Source organism: Chitinophaga rhizosphaerae, assembly GCF_003958645.1.
Classification (GTDB): Bacteria; Bacteroidota; Bacteroidia; order Chitinophagales; family Chitinophagaceae; genus Chitinophaga; species Chitinophaga rhizosphaerae.
On the sequence record NZ_RXLO01000003.1, the window covers coordinates 370,811 to 397,533 of the forward strand.

19 protein-coding genes are annotated in these 26,723 nt (G+C 56.2%); 10 read left to right on the forward strand and 9 right to left on the reverse strand.

What is annotated here, in order from left to right:
- Positions 1-35 precede the first annotated feature (35 nt).
- The 4 genes from EJ361_RS08660 to EJ361_RS25745 all read left to right on the forward strand — a co-directional run bounded on the left by EJ361_RS08660 (position 36) and on the right by EJ361_RS25745 (position 6,286).
- Complete coding sequence (locus tag EJ361_RS08660; protein ID WP_205686956.1) at positions 36-1,178, forward strand: glycoside hydrolase family 18 protein; 1,143 nt, start codon at positions 36-38, stop codon at positions 1,176-1,178.
- Between the two features lie 41 nt (positions 1,179-1,219).
- Positions 1,220-3,742: a family 20 glycosylhydrolase gene (locus EJ361_RS08665; RefSeq protein ID WP_126245097.1), complete on the forward strand. Its 2,523-nt coding sequence runs from the start codon at positions 1,220-1,222 to the stop codon at positions 3,740-3,742.
- Between the two features lie 191 nt (positions 3,743-3,933).
- Complete coding sequence (locus EJ361_RS08670; RefSeq protein WP_126245098.1) at positions 3,934-5,763, forward strand: BamA/TamA family outer membrane protein; 1,830 nt, start codon at positions 3,934-3,936, stop codon at positions 5,761-5,763.
- A gap of 103 nt (positions 5,764-5,866) precedes the next feature.
- On the forward strand, positions 5,867-6,286 hold the full coding sequence (locus EJ361_RS25745) for a CBU_0592 family membrane protein (RefSeq protein ID WP_205686957.1): 420 nt from the start codon (positions 5,867-5,869) through the stop codon (positions 6,284-6,286).
- Here EJ361_RS25745 and EJ361_RS08680 read toward each other — a convergent pair.
- Complete coding sequence (locus tag EJ361_RS08680; protein ID WP_126245099.1) at positions 6,270-6,854, reverse strand: TetR family transcriptional regulator; 585 nt, start codon at positions 6,852-6,854, stop codon at positions 6,270-6,272. The two genes, EJ361_RS25745 and EJ361_RS08680, sit on opposite strands and share 17 nt — an antisense overlap.
- Before the next feature lie 620 nt (positions 6,855-7,474).
- Here EJ361_RS08680 and EJ361_RS08685 point away from each other — a divergent pair.
- The 5 genes from EJ361_RS08685 (at position 7,475) to EJ361_RS08705 (ending at position 15,577) form a co-directional block, all read left to right on the forward strand.
- The gene (locus EJ361_RS08685) at positions 7,475-10,756 is read left to right on the forward strand and encodes a SusC/RagA family TonB-linked outer membrane protein (RefSeq protein WP_126245100.1); all 3,282 of its coding nucleotides are present in this window, start codon (positions 7,475-7,477) and stop codon (positions 10,754-10,756) included.
- Positions 10,757-10,783: 27 nt separating this feature from the next.
- Complete coding sequence (locus tag EJ361_RS08690; protein WP_126245101.1) at positions 10,784-12,577, forward strand: RagB/SusD family nutrient uptake outer membrane protein; 1,794 nt, start codon at positions 10,784-10,786, stop codon at positions 12,575-12,577.
- 33 nt (positions 12,578-12,610) lie between these two features.
- The gene (locus EJ361_RS08695; protein WP_126245102.1) at positions 12,611-12,997 is read left to right on the forward strand and encodes a hypothetical protein; all 387 of its coding nucleotides are present in this window, start codon (positions 12,611-12,613) and stop codon (positions 12,995-12,997) included.
- Positions 12,998-13,124: 127 nt separating this feature from the next.
- Positions 13,125-14,036 carry a metallophosphoesterase family protein gene (locus EJ361_RS08700; protein ID WP_126245103.1) on the forward strand — a complete coding sequence of 304 codons (912 nt, stop codon included), beginning with the start codon at positions 13,125-13,127 and terminating at the stop codon, positions 14,034-14,036.
- Positions 14,037-14,185: 149 nt separating this feature from the next.
- Positions 14,186-15,577, forward strand: a complete 1,392-nt coding sequence (locus EJ361_RS08705; protein ID WP_126245104.1) for a sialate O-acetylesterase — start codon at positions 14,186-14,188, stop codon at positions 15,575-15,577.
- Between the two features lie 87 nt (positions 15,578-15,664).
- On the opposite strand, the gene EJ361_RS08710 is transcribed toward EJ361_RS08705, so the two are convergent.
- The 8 genes from EJ361_RS08710 to EJ361_RS08745 all read right to left on the reverse strand — a co-directional run bounded on the left by EJ361_RS08710 (position 15,665) and on the right by EJ361_RS08745 (position 25,907).
- Positions 15,665-16,729, reverse strand: a complete 1,065-nt coding sequence (locus EJ361_RS08710) for a response regulator (RefSeq protein WP_240646584.1) — start codon at positions 16,727-16,729, stop codon at positions 15,665-15,667.
- A complete protein-coding gene (locus tag EJ361_RS08715; RefSeq protein WP_164714140.1) occupies positions 16,726-17,859 on the reverse strand; it encodes a sensor histidine kinase in 1,134 nt (377 codons plus the stop codon). The genes EJ361_RS08710 and EJ361_RS08715 overlap by 4 nt, the downstream gene beginning before the upstream one ends.
- Before the next feature lie 40 nt (positions 17,860-17,899).
- Positions 17,900-18,718, reverse strand: coding sequence for an alpha/beta hydrolase family protein (locus EJ361_RS08720; RefSeq protein ID WP_126245106.1), 819 nt, complete (start codon positions 18,716-18,718; stop codon positions 17,900-17,902).
- A gap of 29 nt (positions 18,719-18,747) precedes the next feature.
- Positions 18,748-20,298 carry a mechanosensitive ion channel family protein gene (locus EJ361_RS08725; RefSeq protein WP_126245107.1) on the reverse strand — a complete coding sequence of 517 codons (1,551 nt, stop codon included), beginning with the start codon at positions 20,296-20,298 and terminating at the stop codon, positions 18,748-18,750.
- A 41-nt stretch (positions 20,299-20,339) separates the two neighbouring features.
- Positions 20,340-21,539, reverse strand: a complete 1,200-nt coding sequence (locus EJ361_RS08730; RefSeq protein WP_126245108.1) for an erythromycin esterase family protein — start codon at positions 21,537-21,539, stop codon at positions 20,340-20,342.
- Positions 21,540-21,569: 30 nt separating this feature from the next.
- The gene (locus EJ361_RS08735; protein WP_205686958.1) at positions 21,570-22,280 is read right to left on the reverse strand and encodes a LytR/AlgR family response regulator transcription factor; all 711 of its coding nucleotides are present in this window, start codon (positions 22,278-22,280) and stop codon (positions 21,570-21,572) included.
- Positions 22,277-23,341 (reverse strand): sensor histidine kinase, encoded by a 1,065-nt coding sequence (locus EJ361_RS08740; protein WP_126245109.1) that lies wholly within the window; start codon positions 23,339-23,341, stop codon positions 22,277-22,279. Before EJ361_RS08740 ends, EJ361_RS08735 begins: the two co-directional genes overlap by 4 nt.
- A gap of 142 nt (positions 23,342-23,483) precedes the next feature.
- Positions 23,484-25,907 (reverse strand): glycoside hydrolase family 95 protein, encoded by a 2,424-nt coding sequence (locus EJ361_RS08745; RefSeq protein ID WP_205686959.1) that lies wholly within the window; start codon positions 25,905-25,907, stop codon positions 23,484-23,486.
- Positions 25,908-25,988: 81 nt separating this feature from the next.
- On the opposite strand from EJ361_RS08745, the gene EJ361_RS08750 reads away from it, so the two are divergent.
- Positions 25,989-26,549, forward strand: coding sequence for a hypothetical protein (locus tag EJ361_RS08750; protein WP_126245110.1), 561 nt, complete (start codon positions 25,989-25,991; stop codon positions 26,547-26,549).
- Positions 26,550-26,723 lie beyond the last annotated feature (174 nt).

Below are 26,723 nucleotides of genomic sequence, written 5' to 3' on the forward strand. Positions count from 1 at the left end.
GTTGAATTTAGGTTGTAAATATACTATTTTTAAACATGCGTCTATTCTCCAAACCCATGCGCGCCGCAGCTGCGGCGCTCTTCCTCCTCACCGGCGCAGCCGCAGCATTGACCGCCGCGCGCCCGTTCCGTCCCAAACCCGTTGTTATCGCTTATGTCGGCGGTTTCCGCGGCCTCATCCCCGACCCGGCGTCCATCGCGGTGGAAAAGCTAACGCACATCAACTACGCGTTCGTGGATGTGCAGCGCGGCGAAGCGTGGCTCACCAACATCGCCACGGACACGATCAATTTCCGGCAACTCAACGCCCTCAAATCCCGCAATCCCGATCTGAAGATCCTCATCTCCATCGGCGGCTGGTCGTGGAGCGAGAACTTCTCCGACGCCGTGCTCACAGACGCCGGCCGGAAACTGTTCGCCCACACGGCTGTGGATATTATCCGCAAATACGGGTTGGACGGGGTGGATATCGACTGGGAATATCCCGGTGTTGCCGGGGAAGAAGGGAACGTGTTCCGGCCCGAAGACAAGCGAAATTATACCTTGATGTTCCAGGCCATCCGCGCCTCGCTCGATACCCTGGAAAAGGAAACCGGCGTCAAAAAACTGCTCACCACAGCGGTGGGCGGCGGCAAATATTTCGTGGAACATACCGAAATGGCCGAAGCCGCGAAGTACCTGGATTTCGTGAACATCATGTCTTACGACTACAAAACCGATCCCAACGGCATTGCCGGCCACCATACCAACCTGTACGGGTCTACGGATAATCCGGAGGAATCGTCGGCCCACCGGTCCGTCGGGCTTTTCCTCGACGCGGGCGTTCCGGCGGAAAAGATCGTTATGGGCATCGCTTTTTATGGCCGCGGATGGAAAGTGGGGGGCGATACCGCCCGCGGACTGAACCGTATGGCTACCGGCGGTTACCGGGGCGGCGGGTATTCCTTTATCAAAGACAGCCTGCCGGCCAAAGGATTCGAGCGGCATTGGGATAAACGGGCTAAAGCGCCTTATCTTTGGCACCCCGGGCAGCAGGTGTTCATTTCGTTCGACGATGAGCGTTCGGTGAAGGAGAAATGCCGTTACGTGAAAAAAAATGACCTCGCCGGCGTAATGTTCTGGGAATATTCCAGCGATCCGAAAGGGTATTTGCTGGACGCGATCAACAAAGCTTTTTAAACGGCAAGACTACCGCGCCACAGCGGGGAAATCTCAACTATATGCGATACAGACTTACAATTTTATTCCTTGTATTATCCTGCGCCGCCATGGCGCAGTTCCCGGCAAAGGGCTTGCAGCTCCGCTGGGAAGTAGTGGAAAACGGTTACCAGGGGAAGGCGCAGACCTTGTCCACCTTCACGCTGGTGAACCGCACCAAACAGGCGTTCCCGGCCGGCGGGTGGACGATCTATTTCAACTTCATCCGTTTCGTGACGCCCGGCGAAGTAGCGCCGGGGATCGTGGCGGGGCATGTGAACGGGGACCTGTTCCGGTTTACGCCTTCGGCGGGATTCGGGGGACTGAAGCCGGGGGATTCCGTGAAGCTGAACATCGTTTCTTCCGCCTGGGTGACGCATTTCACCGATGCGCCGACGGGGCCGTACATCGTTTGGGATACCGACCCCGCGAAAGGGCATTCCATTGCCGACTTCGCCGTGATACCTTCTTCCAGCGATAAACAATTGCGCCGTACGGCCGGTGAAACGAAAGTGCGGACTTCTCCGGAAGACGTGTACCGCCGCAACGAGGTGCTCCGTTTGCTGCCTGCCGCCGAACTGCCGAAGATTCTGCCTACGCCTGCATCTGTCGTGGAATCCGGGGCAACCGTGGTGCTTGATCCGAAAGAGGGCATCCTGTATGAGCCGGAATTCCGCGCCGAGGCCGATTACCTGGCGCTGCTGATGGGCAATGTTTTCGGGAAACCGGTGCTCACGGCACAGGGCACCTCCGGGAAGGCGGCGGTCCGCCTCTTGAAAGACGCATCCATCAAAGGGAAAGAAGCCTATCGCCTCGAAACCGATCAACAGGGCGTGCGCATCTTCGCCGGCACCGGCACCGGGATTTTTTACGGGATACAATCCCTCCGCCAGCTGCTGCCGCTGACGGCCAAAGGAACGGCCACGCTACCGGCGGTCCTCGTGAAAGACGAGCCCCGCTTCGCTTTCCGCTCCTTCAGTCTCGACGTGGCGCGCAACTTCCACTCCAAAGCCCAGGTGCTCCGGATGCTGGACGTGATGTCGGTATATAAAGTGAACACGCTGCATTTGCACATGAGCGACGATGAAGGATGGCGCGTGGAAATAGCCGGACTGCCCGAACTGACGCAGGTGGGCGGCCGCCGCGGCCATACGCTCGACGAGATGGAATGCATACAGCCGTCGTACGGTTCCGGCCCCGATGTGAACAACGCCACCGGCACCGGCTGGTATAGCCGTGCGGATTACATCGAGATCCTCCGTTACGCGAACGCCCGTCATATCAAAGTGATCCCTGAAATCGAAATGCCCGGCCACGGCCGCGCCGCCATCAAAGCCATGGACGCCCGTTCGGCGAAGCTCGCCAAAGCCGGCGATCCCAACGCCAACGAATACCGCCTCAGCGATCCGGAAGATAAAAGCCGGTACCGCTCGGTGCAGGAATGGAAAGATAACGTGATGAATCCCGCCCTTCCTTCCACTTACAAATTCATCGAAAAAGTTACGGCCGAACTGGCAGCGATGCATCGCGAAGCTGGCGTTCCCCTCGATATTATCCACATGGGCGGCGACGAAACGCCCGGCGGCGTGTGGGAAAAATCCCCCGCCTGCCAGCAACTGCTGGCCGAAAGCGCGGAACTGGACCATGTAGACGATCTCTGGATTTATTTCTACGATAAAGTAGCCCGGATCGTGAATAAACAGGGAATGCAGCTATACGGTTGGGAAGAAGCCGGGATGCGCCGTACGAAGCGCGACGGAAAGGGTATCATGATCGTGAACCCCGTATTCGGCAACCGCAACTTCCAGGTGGATGTCTGGAATAACGTAATGGGCGGCGGGATGGAAGACCTGAGCTACCGGCTGGCGAACGGCGGGTATAAAGTGGTACTGTCTGGCGTGGCGAATTATTATTTCGACATGGCCTATGCGCGCGATTACGACGAGCCCGGATTTTATTGGGGCGGATATGTGGACATCGATAAACCCTTCTACTTCATTCCCCTCGATGTGTACAGGAACGCGAAAGAAGACGATGCCGGCAATCCGCTGCCCGCGTCCACATTCGTGGGGAAAGACCGGTTGACGGAATACGGCGCGTCGAACATCGTGGGCATTCAATCCGCATTGTGGAGCGAAACGGTGAAATCTCCCCAGCGGTTGGAATACATGGTGCTGCCCAAGCTCCTCGGCATGGCGGAACGCGCCTGGGCGCCCGACCCTTCCTGGACGCAGGACCTTGGCCAGTACAACGAAGCGTGGAATAAATTCGCCAATGTGGTGGGGCAGCGCGAAATCCCGCGCCTCGCCACGCTCAACGGCGGTTACAACTACCGTATCCCCACGGCCGGCGTGAAAAACGAGAACGGAAAAGTTTTTACCAACGTACAACTTCCCGGACTGATCGTTCGTTATACTACCGACGGAAGGGAACCTTCCGTTAAAAGTCCCGCCTGGAGCGGCCCGATAGATGCGAAAGGGACCATCCGGTTCCGGGTGTTCGATCAAACCGGAAGAGGCGGCAGGACCGTGACGGTACAATATTGATATTCAATCATTAAACTTTCCATAAGGAAGGGTACTGAACGGATCGGTGCCCTTCCTTTTTTTTGCGCGGCCATGCATATTGGTTAAAAATTTGTATTGTTGTTACAGATCAATTGGAATTATTGAAGCGGTTGGGTAAAATAAGCCTGTTAGCTATCCTTAGCTGTTACCTGTTCATATGCTGTTGTCCGGTGAACGCCAACGCGCAATCGGATACGATCCCGGCCGTATACAAGAAACGCTGGTTCACGAAGTTCAACAATTACGTGGATTCATTGAAAAGCCGGCGTTTCCGGGATTCCGTACTGAAAGACATTTCCCGGCACAACGATCCTCCCCCTATCGAGGACGACGGCCGGATGACCAGGTCTGAGCAGGGATTTTTGCCGCATACCGGCAGAACGGTCCGCCGTGTCCATTTCCGGAAGGTAAAAGTGTTCGGTCCGCGGAGCATCAACGATACCGCTTTTACTACCAGCATGAAGCTCATCCATCTCGCCAACAAACTGCATTTCGATTCGCAGGAATGGGCGATCCGGCAAATGCTCTTTTTCCGGCCGGGCGATACCGTGAACGCCTATGCGTTCGCCGACAACGAACGGTATCTCCGTAACCGCCCCTTCCTCCAGGATGCCCGCATCATCACGCTCGAAACCGCCAGCCAGGATACGGTAGACGTGCTCGTGATCACCAAAGACGTGTTCGAATACGGCTTCGACCTGCGCGAGCTGGCACCCAGCGGCGTGGGGGCCAAAATCTCCAACGACAATCTTTTCGGCGCCGCGCAGGGCGTGCAGTTCGGGTTCCGGTGGAAAAGCAGCTACTCCCGGCCCTGGGGTACCGAAGCCCGCTACACGAAATACAACCTGCTCGGCAGTTTTATCGACGTATCCGTGGGGTATACCCATCTCAACACCAATTCCCAACTCGATACCGGCGTTTACGAGGGATCGTATTACATCCGGCTGGAACGGCCGCTGTACCGGTCTTCCGCCAAAATCACCGGCGGCATTTCGCTGGCGAAGAATTACAGCATCCGCGTGTGGGGCGAGCCCGATTCCCTCTGGCGGAATTATTCCTATAAACTGGTCGACGTCTGGTCGGGTTGGAACTTCCGGAACCGGTTCGGGTCCGACGGGCATTTCGACGATAAGCCCAATGTGGCGTTGCTTTTCCGGTACTCGAACGTGGCGTTCGACAAAAAGCCGGTGCAGAAAAAGTACGGGGAAGACCCGCTTTACAACGACCGCCATTATTACCTCGGCCAGATCGCCGTATTCAAGCAGGACTTCTTCAAGAGCCAGCGGTTTTTCGGGTTCGGGAGAACGGAGGATATTCCGTACGGGTATTCGGCGGCCTTGTCCGTTGGCCGGGAGAACTGGATGGACCGGCGGCGGTTGTACACGGCCATCGAGGGGCAGAAATACTGGCCCACGCTGCATAACGGGTTGCTGAGCGTGAACCTGGGCGTGGGGGGCTTCTGGCAGGGCAGTACGTCGGAAGACCTGGTGATCCATACCAACGTGAGTTATTTCAGCCGGCTGATGCAGCTGGGGAAGAAATGGAATTTCCGGGAATTCGTGTATCTCGATTATCTCGGCACGCCCAATAATTTTTTTTATCGCCCGCTGAGCCTGAACCGTGATTTCGGTACGGGATTCTGGGGATGGCGGCGCTCGAAGATAAACGGTTACCACCGGTTATTGCTGCGGTCGGAAAGTATATTGTACAGCCCGTGGAAAGTGTATGGGTTCAAATTCAATTTCGTGGGAACGGTGGAAGCGGGACAGGTTTCCTGGAAAAACAATTATTTGCTGAAGAACCCCGTGTACCCGGGGTTCGGGCTGGCAGTGCGGGTCAAGAACGAAAACCTTTCGCTCAATACGCTGCAGATGAGCGCGGCGTACTATCCCAGGAAAACGCCGGGCATCAATAACCTCTTTTTCGAAATTACGACCATCGTCGATTTCCGGTTCGACATTTACGGCCTGAGGGCGCCTGCCTTTTTGAGGTTTCAATAGGATAACACCCACCGGTAGAAATTTTTTGTATGTTAGTGCGAACAAATACGCTGCCGCCCGGTGCGGCCCGGAAATCATTTCATACACCCTTACAAAACCATCCATGGGAAAATTCGTAATGTTGAGCCTGGCCCTGCTTATCTTGTGCGGAGCCTTTCAGATCGGCGGCCGTGGCCGTCAGCAGGCGCTGGCGGCGGCTTCAGCGGGGCATGGCCAGCAGGAAGTGGTGCGGAGCGTGGAACGCGTAAAGGAAGGGGGGATTTCGTGGATGGACATTCCGGGATGGGCGGGTACGTTTTTTTACGTACTGGGATATGTGCTGCTGACGATGGGTAAGATCAAATCCGACCAGAAAATATATCACTGGCTGAACGCGCTCGGTGCGTTGGGCCTTATCGCCAATGCGCTTTACCTGAGCGATTATCCCAGTTTCGTCGTCAATCTCATATGGCTGGTGATAGCCGTGGGCGCAATTGTTTGGCTCCTTGTGCGCAGGCGGCGCAAGGTCAGCAAAGCACGTTGAGCGCGTGTTTTTTATATACGGCCAGCCTCCGGTCGTATTCCGCCTTATCGTCTACCAGCGACAGGTAATAATAGGCGCCGTCTACCAATACGAAAATGATATCGGCAGTGGCCACGGGGTCTTTTACGGCCAGGGTTTTCGATTCGTTGCAGGCTTCGATCATTTCCGAGAGGCGCTGGCGGAGGGAATCGAGCAGGTGCTTGTACCGCTGCCGGATGGTTTTGTTACGGAACGCGAGGGAATAGAGGGAGTAGGAAGTGCCGTCGTCGAACAGGGAATTCCATTTCTTGGAAAAGATGTTGTCCAGCACTTTGTCGAGTGCATCGCGGGGATCTTCGGCGTCTTTGACGTCGAAGATAAGAAGCCAGCGGTCGAGGATGAATTCCACGAGGCCGTAGACGAGGTGCTCGCGCGAGCGGAAGTAGTGCATGATAAGGCTCGGATTGATCTGTATGCTTTCCGCTATTTTTTGAATGGATGCGTTTTCCAGCCCGTCTTTCTTGACAATCTTATAGAACGCCTTGATGATCTCTTTCTGCCGGGGCTCTTTTAAACTCTTTCTTCCCATTTGTTCGCAAAAACTGGTGATTAGGTTGGATGTAAAACTAGCGGTTAGCCGGGATATTACCGACAATTCTCCCAAAATCCCTGAAGATTTAACGTTTCTGTGCAAGTTTCCGCCATGAAGGAAAATAAATTAATTGAATGGTCATTCAATATATTTTTTTATTTCGATTTCAATTTTATATTTGTAGGAACGATGCGTATGTTACGTAACCGTTATCAATCAGAATGGATATTTTATTGAATGAACATTCAATCTATATTTGTCCCCGGGAAATTATTAGACAGGAACGATGAGCCCGCCGGCACTACAGCGGGTTGTGACGATAAGCTTTACGAAAGAATAATTAGGTCAACTTTTTAAAACAAGCCAGACGGCAGTTTTTCGCCACGTTTTGCTGCAGCATGCGGCGAGGGGAACTGTTGCCGGAACTAACCGCCAGCCGGGCCGCTCATGCAGCCGGAATGGGGAAGGTATGCCGGAAAATGAAAACACTACAGTTTAACTGATCAACAGCTTTACATGCATCACGATACAGGTGGCCGAAGCGGGTGTGCGAACACGCGCCCTGCCCAGGCCATGCCTTGCCATCACGTTATCTCCTTTACTGTAAAACACTTATTATGAAACAGACAGTGCGCCGTTTACGCGCCTCGGCCAAACATTACGGCAGCCTCCTGCTGCTGTGGTGCCTCGCCATCGCCTGGGCCGCCTCCGCCCAGGCCCAAAACAGGAAAGCCGCGCTAAAAGGCGTTGTGCAGGACAATAAAGGCGCCTCCATCCCTGGCGTCACCATCGTCATCTCCGCCGATAAACCGGCATTCAAAGCAGGCGTCGTCACCAATTCAGACGGCACTTTCTCCTTCGCCAACCTCGAGCCCGGCGGGAACTACACCCTGCGGATCTCCTCCATCGGCTTCGACCCCGTGACGCAGGCCCTTTCCCTCAAAGCCGGCGATAACACGCTGGCCGCCATCACCCTGCAACCTTCCAGCTCCAGCATGAACGAAGTGGTAGTGGTGGGTTATGGTACGCAAAAGAAAATCGACGTAACCGGCGCGGTAGACCAGATCAGCGGCGCCAAACTCGCCGAGCGCCCCATCGCCAACGTTTTCCAGGGATTGCAGGGCGCTTCTCCCGGCCTGAACATCACCTACAGCGGCGGCCGCCCCGGGGCACTCCCCAATCTCAATATCCGCGGGATGGGCACGATCAGCTCCAGCGGCAGCGCACCCCTCATCCTCATCGACGGGATCGCGTCTACCAACGACGACCTCCTGCGCATCAACCCGTCTGACATCGAGTCCATCACCACCCTCCGCGATGGTAGCTCCGCCGCCATCTACGGCGCCCGCGCGGCGTTCGGCGTGCTGCTCATCAACACGAAGAAAGGGAGAGAAGGCAAACAGACGATCTCCTACAACAACTATTTCGCCAAATCGCGCCGCACCCTCACGCCAGATCCCATCACCGATCCGTTCATTTTCATGAAAGTGATGCAATTGTCGGCCGACAATACGCCCTGGCACTACGCCACTTTCGCTTCCTGGCAATACGATTGGGGAAAACAGCGGTCGGAAGACCCCTCCGTTCCCGCAGTCAAAACCAACCCCAACGACCCCTCCAAATGGGCGTACATGGGAAACACCGACTGGAACGATTACTTTTTCGCGAAAGCCAACTTCTCCCAATATCATAACCTGTCGATCAGCGGCTCCTCCGCCGGGAAAACCCCTGTCAACTACCTGCTTTCCGCAGATTATACCAAGGAAAACGGCCTGAACAAACTCGCCAAAGACGACTGGAACCGTTACGGCATGCGCGCCAACATCGGCATCAAACCGCTGAAATGGCTGTCTGTGGAGAATAATTTCAACGTTTACCAGCTCGTGCAGGACCAGCCTACGTACAACATCCTCGATGTATATTACACGCAGCCCATCAACGTAGACAAGAACCCCGACGGCACCTGGGCCAACACCACCGCGGGCGTACTGGCGGCGCAGCTGAAAGACGGCGGGCGGAACAACCAGACGCGTTTCGGGTTCCAGAACCTCGTGCGCGGCATCGCCACGGCCCTCAACGGCGACCTTACCATCACGGGCTCGGCGAGCATCAAGCGGGAACTGTGGAAATACCATACCGAAAGGCTGCCCGTGCGGATCGGTTACGGCCCCGGCGACGTACGCGAGATCAACGGCCCGGGTTCCGTGACGGAAACCAACGGTACGGTAAACCAGAATATCTACGACCTTTTTGCCAACTATCACAAAAAACTGGGCGTGCACGAATTCAACGTGACGTTGGGTTACAACGAGGAATATTACCAATGGGCGCCTGTAACGGCCAGCCGCGGCAGCCTCATTTCGGCGTCCCTGCCGCATATCAGCCTGGCTTCGGGCGACATGACCGTAGACAACAACGGCTATTACGATTACGCGATCCGGAGTTATTTCGGCCGTGTGGATTATACCTTCAGAGGGAAATATATCCTGAAATATACACAGCGTGCAGACGGTTCGTCGCGCTTCCCGCCAAGCGACCGCTGGTCGTCGTACCCCTCGTTTTCCGGCGCATGGATCGTGAGCCGCGAGAATTTCTGGAAAGCGATGGAGCCGGTGTTGCCCACATTCAAGCTGAGAGCGGCATACAGTACGCTCGGCAACCAATCCGTCGACTATTATGGTTACATCCAGACCCTTCGGACGTCGCAGAGCGGCTATCTTGTGAACGGCAATTTCCCGCTGGTGATCTCTGGTGCGCCCCGATTGAACGTGGACCCCACGAATTATACCTGGGAAAACGTATCAGGCCCCAACTTCGGTGCTGACCTGGGATTCCTGAAAAACCGCCTCACCGTCAGCTTCGACTATTACATCCGCAATACCAAAGGTATGCTGGCGCCGGAAACCGTGCTGCCCGGCGTGCTCGGTACTTCCGCGCCGCAGCAGAACGCGGCCGATATGCAGACGAAAGGCTGGGAGCTGGCAATGGGCTATGAGAACAGTGTCAACCTTGGACGGAAGCCCTTCAACTTTGCCGTGCGCGGCCGTGTGTGGGACAGCCGCAGTACCATCACGAAGTATAAAAATCCCCAGGGCTTTTTCTCCGGTTACCGCGAAGGACAGGAAGTCGGCGAGATCTGGGGCCTCACCAGCGACGGATTGTTTAAAAACCAGGGTGAGATCGACAAGCTGGACCAATCCGCGATCATCCCCTGGAATTCCCTGAAAATCGTACCGGGATGGCCGAAATATGTTGACCGCGACGGCAACGGGAAAATCGAGACCGGCAACAGCAAAACCGACCCGAAAGACCTCAGCGTGATCGGTAACACCAGTCCCCGCTACCAGTACGGTTTCAATATCGATCTCGGATGGAACAACATCGATTTCTCCGTGTTCTTCCAGGGAATCGGCAAGATGGATTACTATCCGCAGAACTATCTTTTCTGGGGCCCCTACCAGCAGCCCTACGCCAATATTTATTCCTGGAACCTGGATTTCTACCGTGGCGCCGCGGCCACCGACGCAGAGCGGGCTACGTATCCCAAAGCCTATATCGACGCCGGGCTGGCCGATGCCAACCTGAACCCGCGCTATCCTGCGTTGCAGGCCTGGCTGGCGGATCAGCGTACCGGACAGGGGCTCGCCATTCCGCAGACCAATTACCTGCAGAGCGCTGCGTACCTCCGCCTGAAGAACCTCACCATCGGTTATAGCCTTCCGCAATCGGTGATAGGAAGAACAGGGCTCACCCGCGCGAGGATCTTCTTCACCGGCGAAAACCTGTACGAATTTTCATCCATCAAACAATACATCGATCCGGAAGCGATCACTTCGGGCAACGGCTGGAACTATCCCTTCCAACGGAAATATTCCATGGGTATCAACGTGACGCTTTAATCCATTCCAATCCGAAAAAATCTTCCAATGAAAAAAATCATCATCGCCATACTCGCCGCAGGAGCCTTTGCAGGGAGTGCCTGCAAGAAGGGCTTCCTCGACCGTTATCCTACCACCGAGATTTCGCCGCAACTGTTCTTCAAATCGGAAAGCGATCTGAGCATGTACGTTTACGGATTGCTGAACCACCCCGGTGCCGGTATCTACTCCGCCGAACAGTCGACAGACAACTGCGCCACTACCGGCGGCCAAACCATCATCACCATGATGACCGGCAGCCCCAATTCCCGGAACATGCCCAACGCATGGGGATGGAGCCGGCTGCGCAGCATCAACTACTTCCTGGAAAATTACCAACAGGCCAATGTAACGGAAGCAGTGAAGGCGCACTACGCCGGGATCGCCCGATATTACCGCGCCATGTTCTACATGGATAAGATCCGTACTTTCTCCGACGTGCCCTGGTACGGCCGCACCCTCAACCCGTCAGACACCGCTTTGCTGTATTCCGCCCGCACGCCGCGCGCGCAGGTGATGGACAGCGTGATCGCCGACCTGGTTTTTGCCGCCGCAAACGTGAAGGAAAGCGTGCCAGACGGTACTCCCGGTCGTTGGGCTGTGAAAGCCGCCTACGCACGCATCGCACTGTACGAAGGCACTTTCAGGAAATATCATCCCGAACTGAACCTCGCCGCCACCGCCAACAGGTTCCTGGACTCCGCCCGGAAACAGGCGCAGGACATCATGAACTCCGGGAAATTCAAGCTGGCGAACAGTTACACAGAGCTCTTCAACAGCGCCGACCTGTCCGGCAACAAGGAAGTGATCCTGAACTGCCCTTACGACGTCACCAAAAGAGGCGGTTCCAGCTCCAACAACAACGGTTACATATTCGGGGATTACGAGCAATCGCCCTCCCGCGACCTGGTCCAGACCTACCTCATGAAAGACGGTTCCCGGTATACGGACAAGCCCGGCTACGACCAGTTCCAGTTCGTGCAGGAATTCACCGACCGCGATCCGCGCCTGGCGATGACCATCGTGCCTCCGGGATGGGTGAGAATGCCGGCTACACTGCCTTACGTGCAACAGTTCGCCAATAACTTCACCGGATATCATCAGCTGAAGGGATATTTCAATTTCAGCACCGATGCACAGGTAACAGGCAGCACAGACGTGCCATCCATCCGCTATGCGGAAATCCTCCTGACTTATGCGGAAGCCGTTGCCGAAATGGGGACCGCCACGCAGACGGACATCGACAACACGATCGGGCTGCTGCGCAACCGTGTGGGAATGCCGCCGCTGAATATGGCCGCCGCCAATGCCGCGCCAGACGCGCTGCTGGCCGCAAAATACCCTACGGTGCAAGGCGCCAGCAAAGGCCTGATCCTGGAAATACGCCGGGAAAGAAGGGTGGAAATGGCGATGGAAGGCGTACGGTATGACGACGTGATGCGCTGGTATGCCGGCAAAAGCCTGGAGAAGCATGCCTTCGGTATGTATTTCCCCGGATTGGGTCAGTACGACCTGACCGGAGACGGCGTAGCCGATGTGATCCTGGTTTCCAAATCCACCACCATTCCGCCGGATGACCAGCGGATCAAAAACTCCCTCGGCGTTACGCTTATCTATAACAAAGTAGGCAACTACGGAGATGCCGGCGTGGATATCTATCTCGAAAACGGAGAAGCAGGCGGCAGGATCCTGACCGGAAAATCTACCCGGACTTTCGTGGAACCCAAATATTACTACTATCCCGTGCCTTACGCGGAAACGAGCATGAACCCGAACCTGAAACAGCTGTTCGGATGGGATTGATTACTATCTAAAACACCATAAAACCCTCTCATTATGATCATTAAAATCGCAGCGTTAGCCGCCATCATGGGCCTTTTCGGAATGAACGGCTCACAGCCCGGGACCTCAAAGGCACCCGTAGCGAAAGAAATCGCCCTCGGCGGCGGCACCATCACCATGCTCGACGCGCCCGCTCCGCCGTCGCCCTACGTGAAATCCGTTCAGTTCAAGTACAACGGGTCTTTCGTGGGCGCCAAATTCAAAGTGGAAAGCGCAGACGGATGTACCATCTACACGTATTCCGGCACCGCCGGGACCGTGCACGAGAACGTACTCGGCGTGATGTTCAAAGGAGATTGCGGCACTACCCGCTATGTAGACGTTTATTACAACGATAACGGCACCTGGATCGATTACCGCCGTTTCGAAGTGAATCTGTAGAGATGGAATTGCACCCTGGCGGCGATGGTATTTTAACCGTCGCCGCCAATTTGTTTAAAAATTGGTAACGTTTGCAGGTTGTTTATTATTACTAAACAAGTGTATATTTGGAATTCAAACCCGGCATATGAACAGACAAGACTTTTTATCCAGCATCGGATTGCTGGCCGGCGGCTCCCTTACCGGGAACCTCCTTTCGGGCGACGGACAGGATCGTGAAACGGCGGCCAAAAAGGAAAAGCCCCTCTTCACCGTGGCCCATATTACCGACGTGCACATCCGAGAAGGCGACGATGCGCCCGCACGGTTCAAAAAAGTGCTCCGCAATATCATCGACCAGCATAAACCCGATTTCTTCCTCAACACGGGCGATTCCATCCACGACGCGTCTTACGACAACGTAGTGCGCGAACAGGTGACGAGCCAGTGGGCGCTGTGGGACGAATGTGTGAAAGCCATCGGCAAATACGAAATGCATTCCTGCCTCGGTAATCATGACATGTGGTGGAAAGCGCCTTCGAAAGAAGATGAGATGTACGGCAAAGCATACGTGGTAAAGCGTTTGGGAACGCCTCACCGCTACTACACCGTCCAGAAAGGCAACTGGCATTTCTTTATGCTCGACGGCAACAACAAAGGCATTTCCCTCGACCCCGAGCAGTTCGACTGGCTGAAAGCCAAGCTGGAGGCGCTGCCGAAAGGGGATTTTGCGGTGGTGATGTCTCACTATCCCATCCTCGGCACCACGCAGCTGCTCGAAGGCGGCGGCCATTCCGATTTCAAACAGCTGAAAGACCTTTTCTTTAAAACCGACCGTGTGCGGCTGGCGCTCAGCGGCCATAACCATTTGTCGGACAATACGATGTACAACGGTATCACTTACGCCTGCAATGGTGCGATGAGTGGTTTCTGGTGGGGAAAAGGGGACGAGAAATCCGCTGGTCCGTACTTCTACCAGGAAACGCCGCCGGGCTACGCCATCCTGAAATTGTATAAGGACGGTACAGTGGAAAGCAAGTATATCCCGCACGAAGCGTAACACGTTTCAATTTGATAGTTTTCCAAAAGCGAATGTCTTTTTAAGCCGCGACGACAATTCGTATTATTGTTTGACTGTTCATTGTTACAGAAATAAGAAAAGTATCGAAGCGATTGTATATTTTAATGGGATAAAACCCTTGAATTACAATGCTTCGATATTTTCTTTTCGTATCTCTGGCCGTTGTCCACGTTGCCGCCAGCGCACAGATCCGCCTGCCGGACGTGCTTTCCGATAACATGGTGCTCCAGCGCAACGATTCGGCCGTTTTCTGGGGATGGGCCTCCCCGGGTGAGAAAATCCGCATCACCACCGGGTGGAAATCCACGCCGGATTCCGCTGTGGCTTCGGCCAACGCCGTCTGGAGCGTGAAGATCAAAACCCCCGAGGCCGGCGGCCCCTACACCATCACGTTGCGCGGAAGCAATACGATAGAACTGAAAAACATCCTCATCGGGGAAGTCTGGCTGTGCAGCGGCCAATCCAACATGGAATGGAGCGGCAACCACGGCCTGCCCGACATCAAGGCCGAACTGCCCGTTTGTGCCGACGATCAGTTGCGCTTCTTCCAGGTGCGCAAAACCACTTCAGACCATCCGCAGGATTACCTCCCCGGCCGCTGGACTTCCTGCGATTCCAATACCCTCAAGCCTTTCAGCGCGGTCGGTTATTTCTTCGGAAAGGAACTGCGCAAAAAACTGGGTGTCCCCGTTGCCCTCATCAACTCCAGCTGGGGCGGCACGCCCGCCGAAGTCTGGACGCCCGCCGAATTGGTGACCGGTGTTCCCGAACTCGCGGCCGCTGCAGCGAAACTGAACCCCAACCCCTGGTGGCCCGTGGTTCCCGGAAAAACCTTCAACGCCATGATCGCCCCGCTCACGAACTTCCGCATCGCCGGCGCCATCTGGTACCAGGGCGAAAGCAACGCGGGCACCGCATCCACCTACAAACCACTCATGGAAACCCTCATCGGCGCGTGGCGCAAAGCCTGGGGGATCGATTTTCCTTTCTATTACGTGCAGATCGCGCCGTTCAAACACGGGCCCGGCACGCTGAGAGGGTCGTTGCTGCGGGAAGCGCAAACCCAAACGCTGTCGTACCCCAAAACCGCCATGGCCGTTATCACGGATTTGGTGGCAGATACCAACAATATCCATCCCATTAACAAACACGACGTAGGCTTCCGGCTGGCGAACCTGGCGCTGGGAGACCATTACGGTCAAAAAGTGATGGCATTCAAAAGCCCGATTTACGATCGGATGGAGACGAAAAACAACCAGATCGTCATCCATTTCAAGCATGCGGACAACGGGCTGGTTCTGAAAGGCGCAGCGAAGGAATGGTACATCGCCGGGGCCGATAAAAAATTCGTTCCGGCAGACGTGAAGATCAAAGGAAATACGGTAATTGTGTCTGGTAAAGGGATTGCGCAACCGGAAGCGGTCCGCTTTTCCTTCAATAATGCCGCGATCGGCAACATCTTCAGTAAAGAAGGCTTGCCGGTGGGGCCGTTCCGGACAGACAGCTGGCCCGAACAATGATCAGCGATATGATGGCGGCACCTGCTTCGCACCGAACGAAGCAGGAAGCGCGGCGTTGATCGAACTTATCAACGCCGCTTTTTTATGTCAATACAGTAGTTTGCGCAACAAGTCGGGTTGTACGATGCGGATGCGCGTGCCCTGCATTTCGATGAGTTTTTCGGATTTGAAATCGCTGAGCGTGCGGATGAGCGATTCCGTTGCCGTGCCCACGAACCGCGCGATATCGTCGCGCGAAAGCTCGATGAGCGCGTCGGGCTGCTGTTCCAGGTGGAGTTTGTCGTGAATGGCCAGCAAGCCGTTGGCCACGCGTTTGCGCAGCGAATCGTAGGCGAGTTGCAGCAGGCGGTCTTCCTTTTCCTTTACTTCCTGCGCGATGCGCTTGATGAACGTGCGCGCCACGCTGATATCATTGAGCAACTGTTCGAGGAACACTTCTTTCGGGATTTGCACGAGCTCCGTCTGGTCGAGGGCTTCGGCGTTTTCTTCGTACACATGGTCTTCGAGCAGCGGTACATAGCCGAAATAATCGCCCTGCCCGAAAAGGTTGGTGATGTATTCTTTCCCGTCGTCGTTGAGGCGGAAGGCTTTCACTTTGCCGCTTTTCACGTAGTAAAGGAACTGCGGATGTTTGCCTTCGCGGTAAACGGGTTGTTTCTTGGCGTAGGGTACCGCGTCGAAGCTGTCCAGTTCGAGCTGGAGGAGGCCGGAAGCCTGCCAGTCCTGGAGCATCGTACCGATGGACTGTGTTCTTGCCGCGGCGAATTTCTCCTGGAGGAACTGTTGTTTTTTGAGGCGAGTTTCGATGGCCGTCAGCAGTTCCACATCTTCGAACGGTTTGGTGATGTAATCGTCTGCCCCCATTTCCATTCCTTTCCGCCAGTCGCTCCGGTCGGTTTTCGCTGTCACGAAGATGAACGGGATGTGCTCGGTTTCCGGGTATTTGCGGAGCATGTGCAATACGCCGTATCCGTCGAGCTCGGGCATCATAATATCGCAGATGATGAGGTCGGGCCGGTGTTCACGGGCCATTTCGACGGCCTGTTTGCCGTTTTCGGCTTCGAGGGCTTTGTACCCTGCGAGCGTGAGGATTTCGGCTACGTTTTCCCGGATGCCGGGATGATCGTCTACTACCAGGATCGTCGCTATCATGTTGATGGAAGGTTTGGGAAATTGATGGAAATGGTGGTGCCCCTGTTCAGTTCGCTTTCTACGGTGATTTCGCCCTGGAGCATGTCTACGTATCGTTTCACGATATGCAGGCCGAGGCCGGTGCCCTGGATGTTGGTAACGTTCCGGGCGCGGAAGAAGCTGCTGAAAAGATAGGCTTTGTCTTCTTCGGGAATCCCCATGCCCTGGTCTGCCACTTCGGCGAGAATCCGCCCGTTCTCTTCCCGGAGCTTCCACCCGATGGCGGTGCCGGCCGGCGAGAACTTGATGGCGTTGGTGAGGAGGTTCACGAAAATATGTTTGAGCAATCGCTTGTCGGATATCACTTCCAGGTTGGCCTGCACGTCTGGTTGCAGCATTTGCCCGGGTTTGAGGAGGCCCTGCACTTCGTCGGCGGTTTCCAGCGCAAAGGCGGGCAGGGAAATTTTTTCGGGATGGACGTGCACTTTACCTTCTTCGATGCGGCCCAGGGAGAGGGTGTCTTCCAGCAATTCGTTGAGGTGGATGACAGACTCGCGGATCTTGCCTACATGTTTTTCCCGGCGGGGCTGGTCGTCCGTATTGGGATACTTGGCGATCAGTGCGGCGGAGGAAAGGATGGCGCTGAGCGGCGTCCGGAATTCGTGGGAGGCCATGGACACGAACCGGGATTTGATCTCGTTCAGTTCTTTTTCCTTCTCCAGCGCTTCTTTCAGTTCTGCCTGCGAAGAGGCGAGGTGGGAAAGGGCCAGCTCGAGGTTGGCCGTTCTTTTTTCCACTTCCTTTTCCAGCGCCTGGTTCAGCTCCTGCATGGTGCGGTACAGCCGTTTGAGGAAGAGTACGAGCAGGGTGGAGCTGATGACGAGGATGAGGGAGAAGAAGTGCTCGATGAAGACTTCCGCCAGGTTGGGATTCCTGTGCGGCAGGCAGGCGATCACCACAACCAGCACCGTGCACGCGATGCCCATGAACCGGGTGGGCGCGTCTTTCTTGATGAAGATCGTGAGGAGGATCGCCGTGATGAGCCCACCGTCGAAGAAGTTGTAGTCTGGCCGCCATACCAGCAGGCACGCGGTCACCAGCATGATGAAGATGGAGATGACGAGTGTTTGCCGTTGGCCGAAGTGGAACATATTCTGCATTTCGTTAACTGCAAATATAGCCAATGCGGCCCTATTGGCAGGCCGACATGACGAAAGTCACTATTTCCGCGGGGTCTTTCAGGCTGTGGGGGTGATGGCCCACGCCAGGCTTGCGGATCACGCGGATGTTTCCGCCTATCGCCTTTACTTTCTGCTCGAAGATATCGGTGTTTTCGGCCATGGGCACTACTACGTCTGCCTCACCGCAAACGTGCAGCATGGGGTATTTCCCGCGGACGATCTCCGCAACCAGGTCTACCGGGTTGCCGCGGAAGCGTTTGGCGGCCTTTTCGGACGTATAACCGAAATCGTTGAGGAACGTCTGCCAGGTTTTGGCGTCTCCCGGCCCGGCGCCTTCCCCGAGCGGCCAGGAGCGGATGTTGAGCACGGGCGCGTCTGCATAGATACAGGCTACCCGTTCTGGATAGCGCGCAGCCCAGCGGTACACGTAAAACCCGCCCCGACTGAACCCGAACATAGCGGCTTTCTGCGCGAAACCGGCGGACCGGAGGGCTTTATAGAATCGGTCCCAAATGCCCAGGCACTTCTCGTTGGCGAACATTTCCGCCACATCGCAATACACGACATGGAACCCGCGGGTCAGCAAAACACTATCTGCCTGCGGCTCGTGCCCCCAAAAACGGGCGCGCCATACCCAGGGTTTCCCCGGAGCAGGTTCCCCGTTCGGCACCACGATCTTCGCGGCGCGCCCTTCGAACCGGCCTTCATAGCAGGTGAATCCGCAGAAATCAGTGATCTTGTCAAGGAAAGGTAGTGGCCGGGCCAGTTCGTTCTGCGCAGACGCGCGTAGCCCTAAGGCTAAGAGTAGTAAAATAAACAGCTTTTTCATACCCTGTTAAAATACGAAATCCTGCGGCATTATTCTTTTTTCGGAATGGCCGGCGAGTTACCGTCGCGGTAAGCCTGGTAGGCGGGCGACATGATCTCCTGCCCCGCTTCGTGGAACGTATCGAGGATGTTTTTATAGAGTTCCGAATAAATGACTGCCATACGCTCCGGCTCGTGGGTGTAGGCATTCAGCTGGTAATTGACGTAATAGTCGCTCAGGGCCGTCTGCAGTACGAAGGGTTGGGGCGCTGGGAGCAGGCCTTCCGTTTTGGCGGCGGATGCCAGCAGCAGCTTGTGGATGTGCGGCCAGGGGGAATCGTACCCGATCGTCACTTCCACATGCAGGATCAGCCCCTGTTGCTGCGCGCAGGAAGAGTAATTGATCGTTTGCCCGCCGAGGATCAGGGCATTGGGGATCGTCACGTCTTCATTTTTGATGGTGCGGATGCGGGTGACGAGCATGTTTTTTTCGATGACATCGCCCGTCACTTCGCCCACCTTGATCCTTTCACCGATCCGGAACGGCCGCATGTAGGTGATCACGATACCGGCCACCATATTGGCGATGGCGGATGAGGAGCCGATCGAGATCAGCAATCCCAGAAAAACCGTCACCCCCTGGAACACGCCAGACCCCGAACCCGGCAGATATGGATAGATCGCCACGAACATAAAAGCGTACAGCAAGACTTTCACGATGTTGTAAGTCGGCTGCGCCCAATCCGAGTAAAACCCCTGTATCTTCAATACCCCTCTTTCGATCTCGCCCGCCATGAATCGGACGAGTTTCACGATATACCGGGTAAACAGCCAGATTACGAGGATCGTCAGCAGGTTCGGGATGTACGCGGCGATATTGCGGAAAATATCCTTCAACGGATCGAGCACGTAAGTCAGGAGCCGGTCGGCCAGCTTCTCCGTCCATGGAAAAATGCTGAACAACACCGGGAGGGCCAGGTAAATGATGATCAAAAATACCGCCAAACGGATGATCGCCAGTGTTTTGAGCCAGAGCCCCCGCACGCGTTCTCCCGTCAGGAAAGTGTAGGAGCCTACGACGAACGGTTTATAACTGCGGCGGGCATACCGGAGCTTCACGCGCCGGTACAATTTGTTCAGCAGCCAGATCAGCAGCACGAGCCCCGCAATGACAGCGAGCGCCTCCGCGGCGAAAAGCAGCACCTGCTTCATGCTGGAAAAGGATTGCAGGTCGCCCGTCTTTTCCCGGATCACCGTCAGGTAATTCCGCGCCAGCGTTGGCCTGTCGAGATCGGAAGCCGCCGCATCGGCCGATGTAATGGTCATCACCACCTGCCCTTTGTACAAAATGCGCGATGCCGCGGAGTCTTCCGTCAACACCAGCGAATCCGGCCGGAAGTCGTGCTGGGCATAAATCGAGGAAATCCTACCCTCGATCAGCGCCGCCCTTTCACCGACGCTGATGTTGTGCGGGGCGGTTTGCAGGAGGAAGAGCGTGTCGCCCCGGAAAAGAACAGGTGCGGAAAGAAGGCTGTCCTGCGCCCCGGCAGCCATTGTGGTCAGGAGGCAGAGGACGAGCCCAAAAAATTTCCATCGGTGCATACAAACTGCGTTTGTACGTAATTTAACGAATTGCCGGTAAATCAGAGCGTTGCGGCAGACGATGTTTTTTCCATGTACACCACCCAGTCGAACCGCTCGAGCAAAGCCACGGGCCACAAAGTGAACTGGTATTCCGACGCAATCGAGCCGATGGTCCGCATCCGGCCGCGTATACCGGAATATTTCAGGGGAAGTATGAACATGGGGATTTTGTAAGCCTGGAGCTGCGCTTCCGCCGATCCCGCAATGGGCGGTACGATGGCATGGCCGGTATCGGGTGCCACATGATGGTCTGGCTGTGCGCGATAAGTACCGGTTCCCGTCAGCATGGCGATGTTCTGGTATCGCTGGCCGTACGCCTTGCGCAAATGTCCGCCCATCGGCCGGAAAACGAACCCCGAATCGGAATACACGTTGCCCAGATGGGAATTATGTGCCCAGAGCATCATCTTTTCCCCCTTGTATTTTTCCGCGATCCAGAAAATGTTGTTGGCCATCATCGAATCGCGGGTGTTGAAAGATTGTTCCCAATCGCCTTCCTGCATTTGGAATTCGTGCGCGGCGGCGAGGATGTTGTTCAGCCAAAAGCGCGCCAGCCGCCAATCTTCATCGCTCACGCCTTTCATTTCCGCCGGCAGCACGCGGATGAGGCTGTCGCAGATCCGGATGACAGGTTCCATGGCCTTGCTGAACGTGACGCCTGTATCAGCCGTGTAATTCAGCAAAGGGGCGAAACATGGCAGGTCGTATCGCGTGGAAAGTTCGGTCAGTTGCTGATGGAAATAATGCATTTGCTGACAGTCGAATCCAGCGAAGCGGAGTTTTTTGTCGTGATGCAGGTTGTAATCCCGCATCCAGTATACGAAATCCGATAGTTCCTGCACCTGGTACACTTTGTGGAAATGCTCGCGGATAATGGCGGCGGGATTGCCTTCGCCGGTGTCGACGAATTTTTGGATAAGGGCAGCACCCACCGGACTGTCTTCCATGGCGAACACCGTGAACCCCATTTCTTCGGCGAGGAACCGGAACAGCCGGTGTTTCATCCGGAAAAACTCCCGGGAGCCGTGCGTCCCTTCCCCCGCACCGATCACAGTGGCGTGCGACAATTGATTTTTCAGCGGAAGGAGGTCGGTGTAATCCGCCGCCGGATCGGTCGAGGAAAGGGCGATGGGCTTTTGTGCGGAAACGTTCGCGCACAGGCATAACAGTGCCAGTAACGGCAGGTAGATGCGTTTCATGTGATAATGTTTAAGATGGGATGTTCTGGTTTATATACCGCGCAGATCCCGGAAAAGGACGGTCTGCCTGCGGCTCAGCGGAACGAGGGAGCCATCGCTCATTTCCAGCTGCAGCAATTGCGACGGCAGCAGGGAAACCGACTGCACATGCTGCAGGTTCACGATGTGGCGGCGGCTGGCGCGGAAGAAATGCTGCGGGTCGAGCTTCGGTTCGAACGATTGCAGGCTGCGGGCCAGCAGGGCCGTGTGTTTCCCGAAACGTAGGCGTACATAGTCGTCTGCCGCTTCCAGCAGCCGGATATCTGCCAGGGGGATGAACCAGCAGCGGTCGCCGTCTTTCACGAATATTTTTTCGTGGATGGGAAGGTAAGTGGTTGCGGGCGCTGCGGGCGAAGCAGGCGGTATGCGCGCGAGGGCTTCCTGTAGCCGCTTTTCGGTGACGGGCTTCAGCAGGTAATCGAGTGCATTGATCTCGAAAGCGCGGATGGCATGGGCGTCGTAGGCCGTGGTGAAGATGACGTGCGGCGCCACGTCCAGGTTTTCCAGCAGTTGGAAACCGGTGCCTTCCGGCATTTCGATGTCGAGGAAAAGTAACTGCGGGCGAAGCTCCGCGATAAGCCTTTCCGCCTCCCGGATGTTGGCAGCCTCTCCCGTGATCTCCACTTGCGGAAAGGATTTGAGTACGCCGCGGAGATCGCTGCGGGCGAGCCTTTCGTCGTCTATGATCAATGCCTGGATCATGCTGCGGGTATTTTGACCGTGGCGCGCACGGTGTCGTTTTCAAGATTGCAGATGTGGAATTTCGCTTCGCCGCCATACAGGAGCGCCAACCGGCGGATGGTGCCGTTGATGCCGAAACCCTCCTCCGAAGCCGTATTTTCCATCCTGCCCGAATTATCGACCTGGATGATGAAATGCTTGCCCGAACGCACCGCCGATATCCGGATATCTCCGCCGGCACTACGTTTGGAGATACCGTGCTTGATGGCGTTTTCCACGAGGGTCTGCAGCAGCATGGGCGGAATGGTCTGTTCGTCTGATCCGTCGCCGATATTGAATTCCACCTGCAGGCGCTCTTCGAAACGGATTTTTTCGATGGCAAGGTAATGTTTCACCACTTCCAGTTCCCGGCCGAACCGGATCAGTTGCTGATGCTCGGACAACATAGCGCTGCGAAGCACTTCCGCGAGCTCGCCCACCGCCTGCTGCGCCCTTTCCGGGTTTTCGGCGATCAGGCTGCGGATGCTGCTGAGGGAATTGAAGAGGAAATGCGGATTGAGGCGCGTTTTCAGGTTGTCCAGCTCGGCCTGCTTCAACCGGTTCTGGCTTTCGAGCTCCTGCCGTTTCACACGGCCCTGCGAGAGGGCGAAGTATATCGCCACCCATCCCCACAACAGCAAATGCCATAGAAACACGGCGATGATGAAAATGATGACCATCATCGTGGTGGGCGATAAATCATGCTGTTTCGTGACCGGACTGATAAATGCATTCCATCCGCCGGATTCCCATATGGCCATGATGGCGAGGTTCACTACCATCAATATGGACACGCCGAGCACCGCCAGCCAGAGTTTGGTGAATACTGCCCCAAACCGCATGCGCTCCAGCTTCTGCCAGCGGATGAACACGTCCAGCAAATGTGTGCAAACCACGCCGTTGGCGATGTGGAAATAGAAATCGTAATCGGTGAATACATCGCCCCGGAGCCCGAACCCGTCTATGCGGATGTTGTTCCACAGGTAGGTGAACAGTCCCCAGCCGAGTATTTGCGCGATCCAGTACAGGTAACGAATCTTCATGGGTCAAATCTAGCTGTTGCGGAGCAGGTGTGGAAATCCAATCCGGCAGACGGCTGAAAATGGCGGCGAGTGGCGGGAGGTTGCCCGTAAAAAAAACGAGCGCCCCGGGGCGCTCGTTCACTATCATCAGTTCCCCGGTAATTTATCTAATGGTATATACACCACCTTTCACCGTCGGGAACGAAGCCTGCTTCGCCGCGGCGCCGGATTGGAAGATTGCTTTCCCTTTGGCGTCGTATACCGATTTGCCGGCCGGTACCACGATGGCGCAGGGCCCGCCTTTCAGGGAGCGCACTTTTGCGGTGGTGATGGCGCCGTTTTGCCAGTTCATGTCTACCGAAAAACCTCCCCGGGCGCGCATGCCTTTCACGCTGCCCTGTTGCCATCCGGCTTCCGTGGGCAATGCAGGCAGCAGGCGGATGAAGGTGCCTTCGCCATGGCTTTGCAGCAGCATTTCCGCGATACCCGCCGTGCCGCCGAAGTTACCGTCGATCTGGAAGGGCGGGTGGGCGCAAAACAGGTTGGGATAAACGCCGCCACCGCGGGGCTTGGCGGGGTCTACGGGACGGAGGAGCTTCTTGATCAGTTGCAGGGCATGGTCGCCGTCTTGCAGGCGGGCCCAGAAGTTGATCTTCCATGCCAAAGACCATCCCGTGCCATCGTCGCCGCGCTGGCGGAGGGTTTCGCGCATCGCGGCGGCCAGTTCGGGTGTTTGCCAGGGTGTGATTTCGTCGTAGGGATGCAGCGCATATGCGTGCGAAACGTGGCGGTGATGGGGCTCGCCGTCTTTCCAGTCGTGCAGCCATTCGTTGATATCGCCGTCTTTTCCGATCTGGTTGGGCGCGAGCTGTGCGCGAACGCTGTCCATTTCTTTCCTCCATGCGGCATCAATTCCCAGGATACGCCCGGATTCGATGGTGGCGCCGAAAATCTCGCGGCAGATCTGCATGTCGATAGCGGGGCCCATGACCGTGTTGCCCCTGGTGCCGTCGGGCATGATGTAGCTGTGTTCCGGCGAGTTGGAAGGTGCAGTGACCAGCCATCCGTGCTGCGGTTCGCGGATAAGAATGGCGCGCAGGAAGTCGGAGGCGCCTTTCAGTACGGGGTAATATTCGCGGAGGAAGGCCGTGTCGCGCGTGAAGCGGAAATGTTCCCAGATATGTTCTGCGAGCCATGCGCCACCGGTGAGCGTGGAGCCCCATCCTGCGCCTTCCCCGGGCGATGTAAAGCCCCAGGGGTTGGCGATCACGTGGGCCACCCATCCCGGTGCGTTATAATAAGCCTTGGCCGTGCGCCCGCCTTCTTTGGAAAGGAGGCGGATGTAGCGGTGGAGCGGTTCTGCGAGGTCGTCGAGCCCCGTAACCGGCGCGAGCCAGTAGTTCATCTGGAGGTTGATATCGATGTGGTAGTCGCCGTTCCAGGGAGTTTGGTACTCCGGTGCCCAGAGGCCCTGCAGGTTGGCGGGGAGGTGCCCCGGGCGCGAGGAGCCAATCAGCAGGTAGCGGCCGTAGTTGTAGTAGAGAACGGGCAGCTGCGGGTCCGGCTGGCCTTCGTAATAGCGCTTGAGCCTTTCCGGCGTGGTGAGCTGGCCGGTCGCGGAATTGGCGGCCAGGGTAAAGGCGTTGCGGTTGTAATAGGTTTGATGTGCCAGTTGCTGGGCTTTCTGCAGCGCGGCGTACGGCTTTTGGGCCGCGGCCAGCCTGCTTTTCACTACCGGCAGGGGATCGGGGCCCTTTTGCCGGAAATCCTTATCGTTATAATCGGTAGCAGCGGTAAAGTAAAGAACCACCGCGTCCGCATTTTCCACAACGATACCGTTCGCCGTGGCGATGGATTTACCGCCGGATAATTGCGGAGCCAGCATGCCGGCGAATTTCATGCCGGGCTGGCCGGCGTTGTTCATGGTGCCTTCCATGATGAGGTTCCCGTTTTCCGCGCGGGTATTGGCCCTTTCGCGGCGGGAAAGGGCGGCGGAGAAGGAAATGGAGCCTTTTCTGTTGGCGGAGATGCGGATGGCCAGGAGATTGGCGGGCTGGCTTACCCAGGCTTCCTGCGTGTATTCGATACCGTTACGGCTCCAGGTGGTGCGGGCGGTAGCGGTGGTGAAGTCGAGTGTACGGCGGTAATTTTGGTAGGGTGCCAGCGTATCTTTCCAGTCGAGCGTAAGATCGCCGAAAACCTGGAAGCATCCGAAAGGGACGTTTGCGCCGTTGCCGTGGCCGGAGCCCTGGCCGGTGCAGATGAAATATTGCTGAAGGATGTTTTGCGCTTCCCTGTTGCGGCCGGCGAGGAGCGCTTCGCGGATGCGCGGGAGCACGCGATAGGCCGTGTCGTTGTCGGCGTTTTGCGGGCCGCCCGACCAGAGGCTGATTTCGTTGAGCACGAACCGGTCGTGCACGGGGTTGCCGTAAACGAGGGCGCCGAGGGTGCCGTTGCCGATGGGCAGGGCTTCTTCGTAATGGGAGGCGGGCTTATCAAAATAGAGCGTGTGATCGGGCCGCTGTTGTGCGGATGCTGCAACGGTAGCAACGGCCATCATGGCTGAGAGTAGAACGTGGTGATGCATAATGATTAAAAATAGCCGGAATCGGCATAAAAAACGAGTACGTGCGAAACGAGCGTTGGGAAAAGATAAAATGACATCAATGTGGAGAATGCCGGCTTCTTCGTAAATTACCGGATGCGCGTGTATTTTCCATTGTTGTGGGCGCTGGCCGGATGCGGAGCGTTCTCCGGCCCGGAGCAGCCCCTGTCTACGTCTTACGTTCCGATCGACGATTACCGCTATTTCCCGCCCTGCGGCAGCCCGGCTTATTCGGATACGCTGGGCGGCGGGGAGTTCACTGTGTACGTGCTGCAAGACAGTGCGGAGGTGAACAATTGCCTGGCGCCGGCGCACCGGCCGCGGACGGAGGGTTTCCCCATGCGGTACGGGAAAGATTTTGTGTTGGCGGTGGAGATGAAGGATATGCCGGAATGGGCGATGGAGCTGGCGTTATCGGAATCGGAAGATATGCTGGAATTGAAGCTGCGGCCTGCGAAGAAAGTTGGTGGTGGCGCGAAGGACCAATACCTCTGGCACTTTGCGGCCGACAGGAAAGCCGTGTTGCGGCTCAGCGGGAGCAACGGGCGGTTCTCCTATGCGAAAGGGCCTGCCTGGAAACCGGGTTCGGAGTGGCATGAAAGCGGACAGGTATGGGGAAAATGACGGCGGATTGGGTTAAGGGGCAGGTGACTGAAAAGAAACCTGCATCGTCTTAGCATCTAAAATAGATCGTTTCGATCTTAACCGCGTTATAAATAAATCGATGTATCGCATGGCCGGCGCGACCGCTTTTAAAAATTGCAGGCCGGTAACTGGACAGAAACCCGCTCTTGCAAT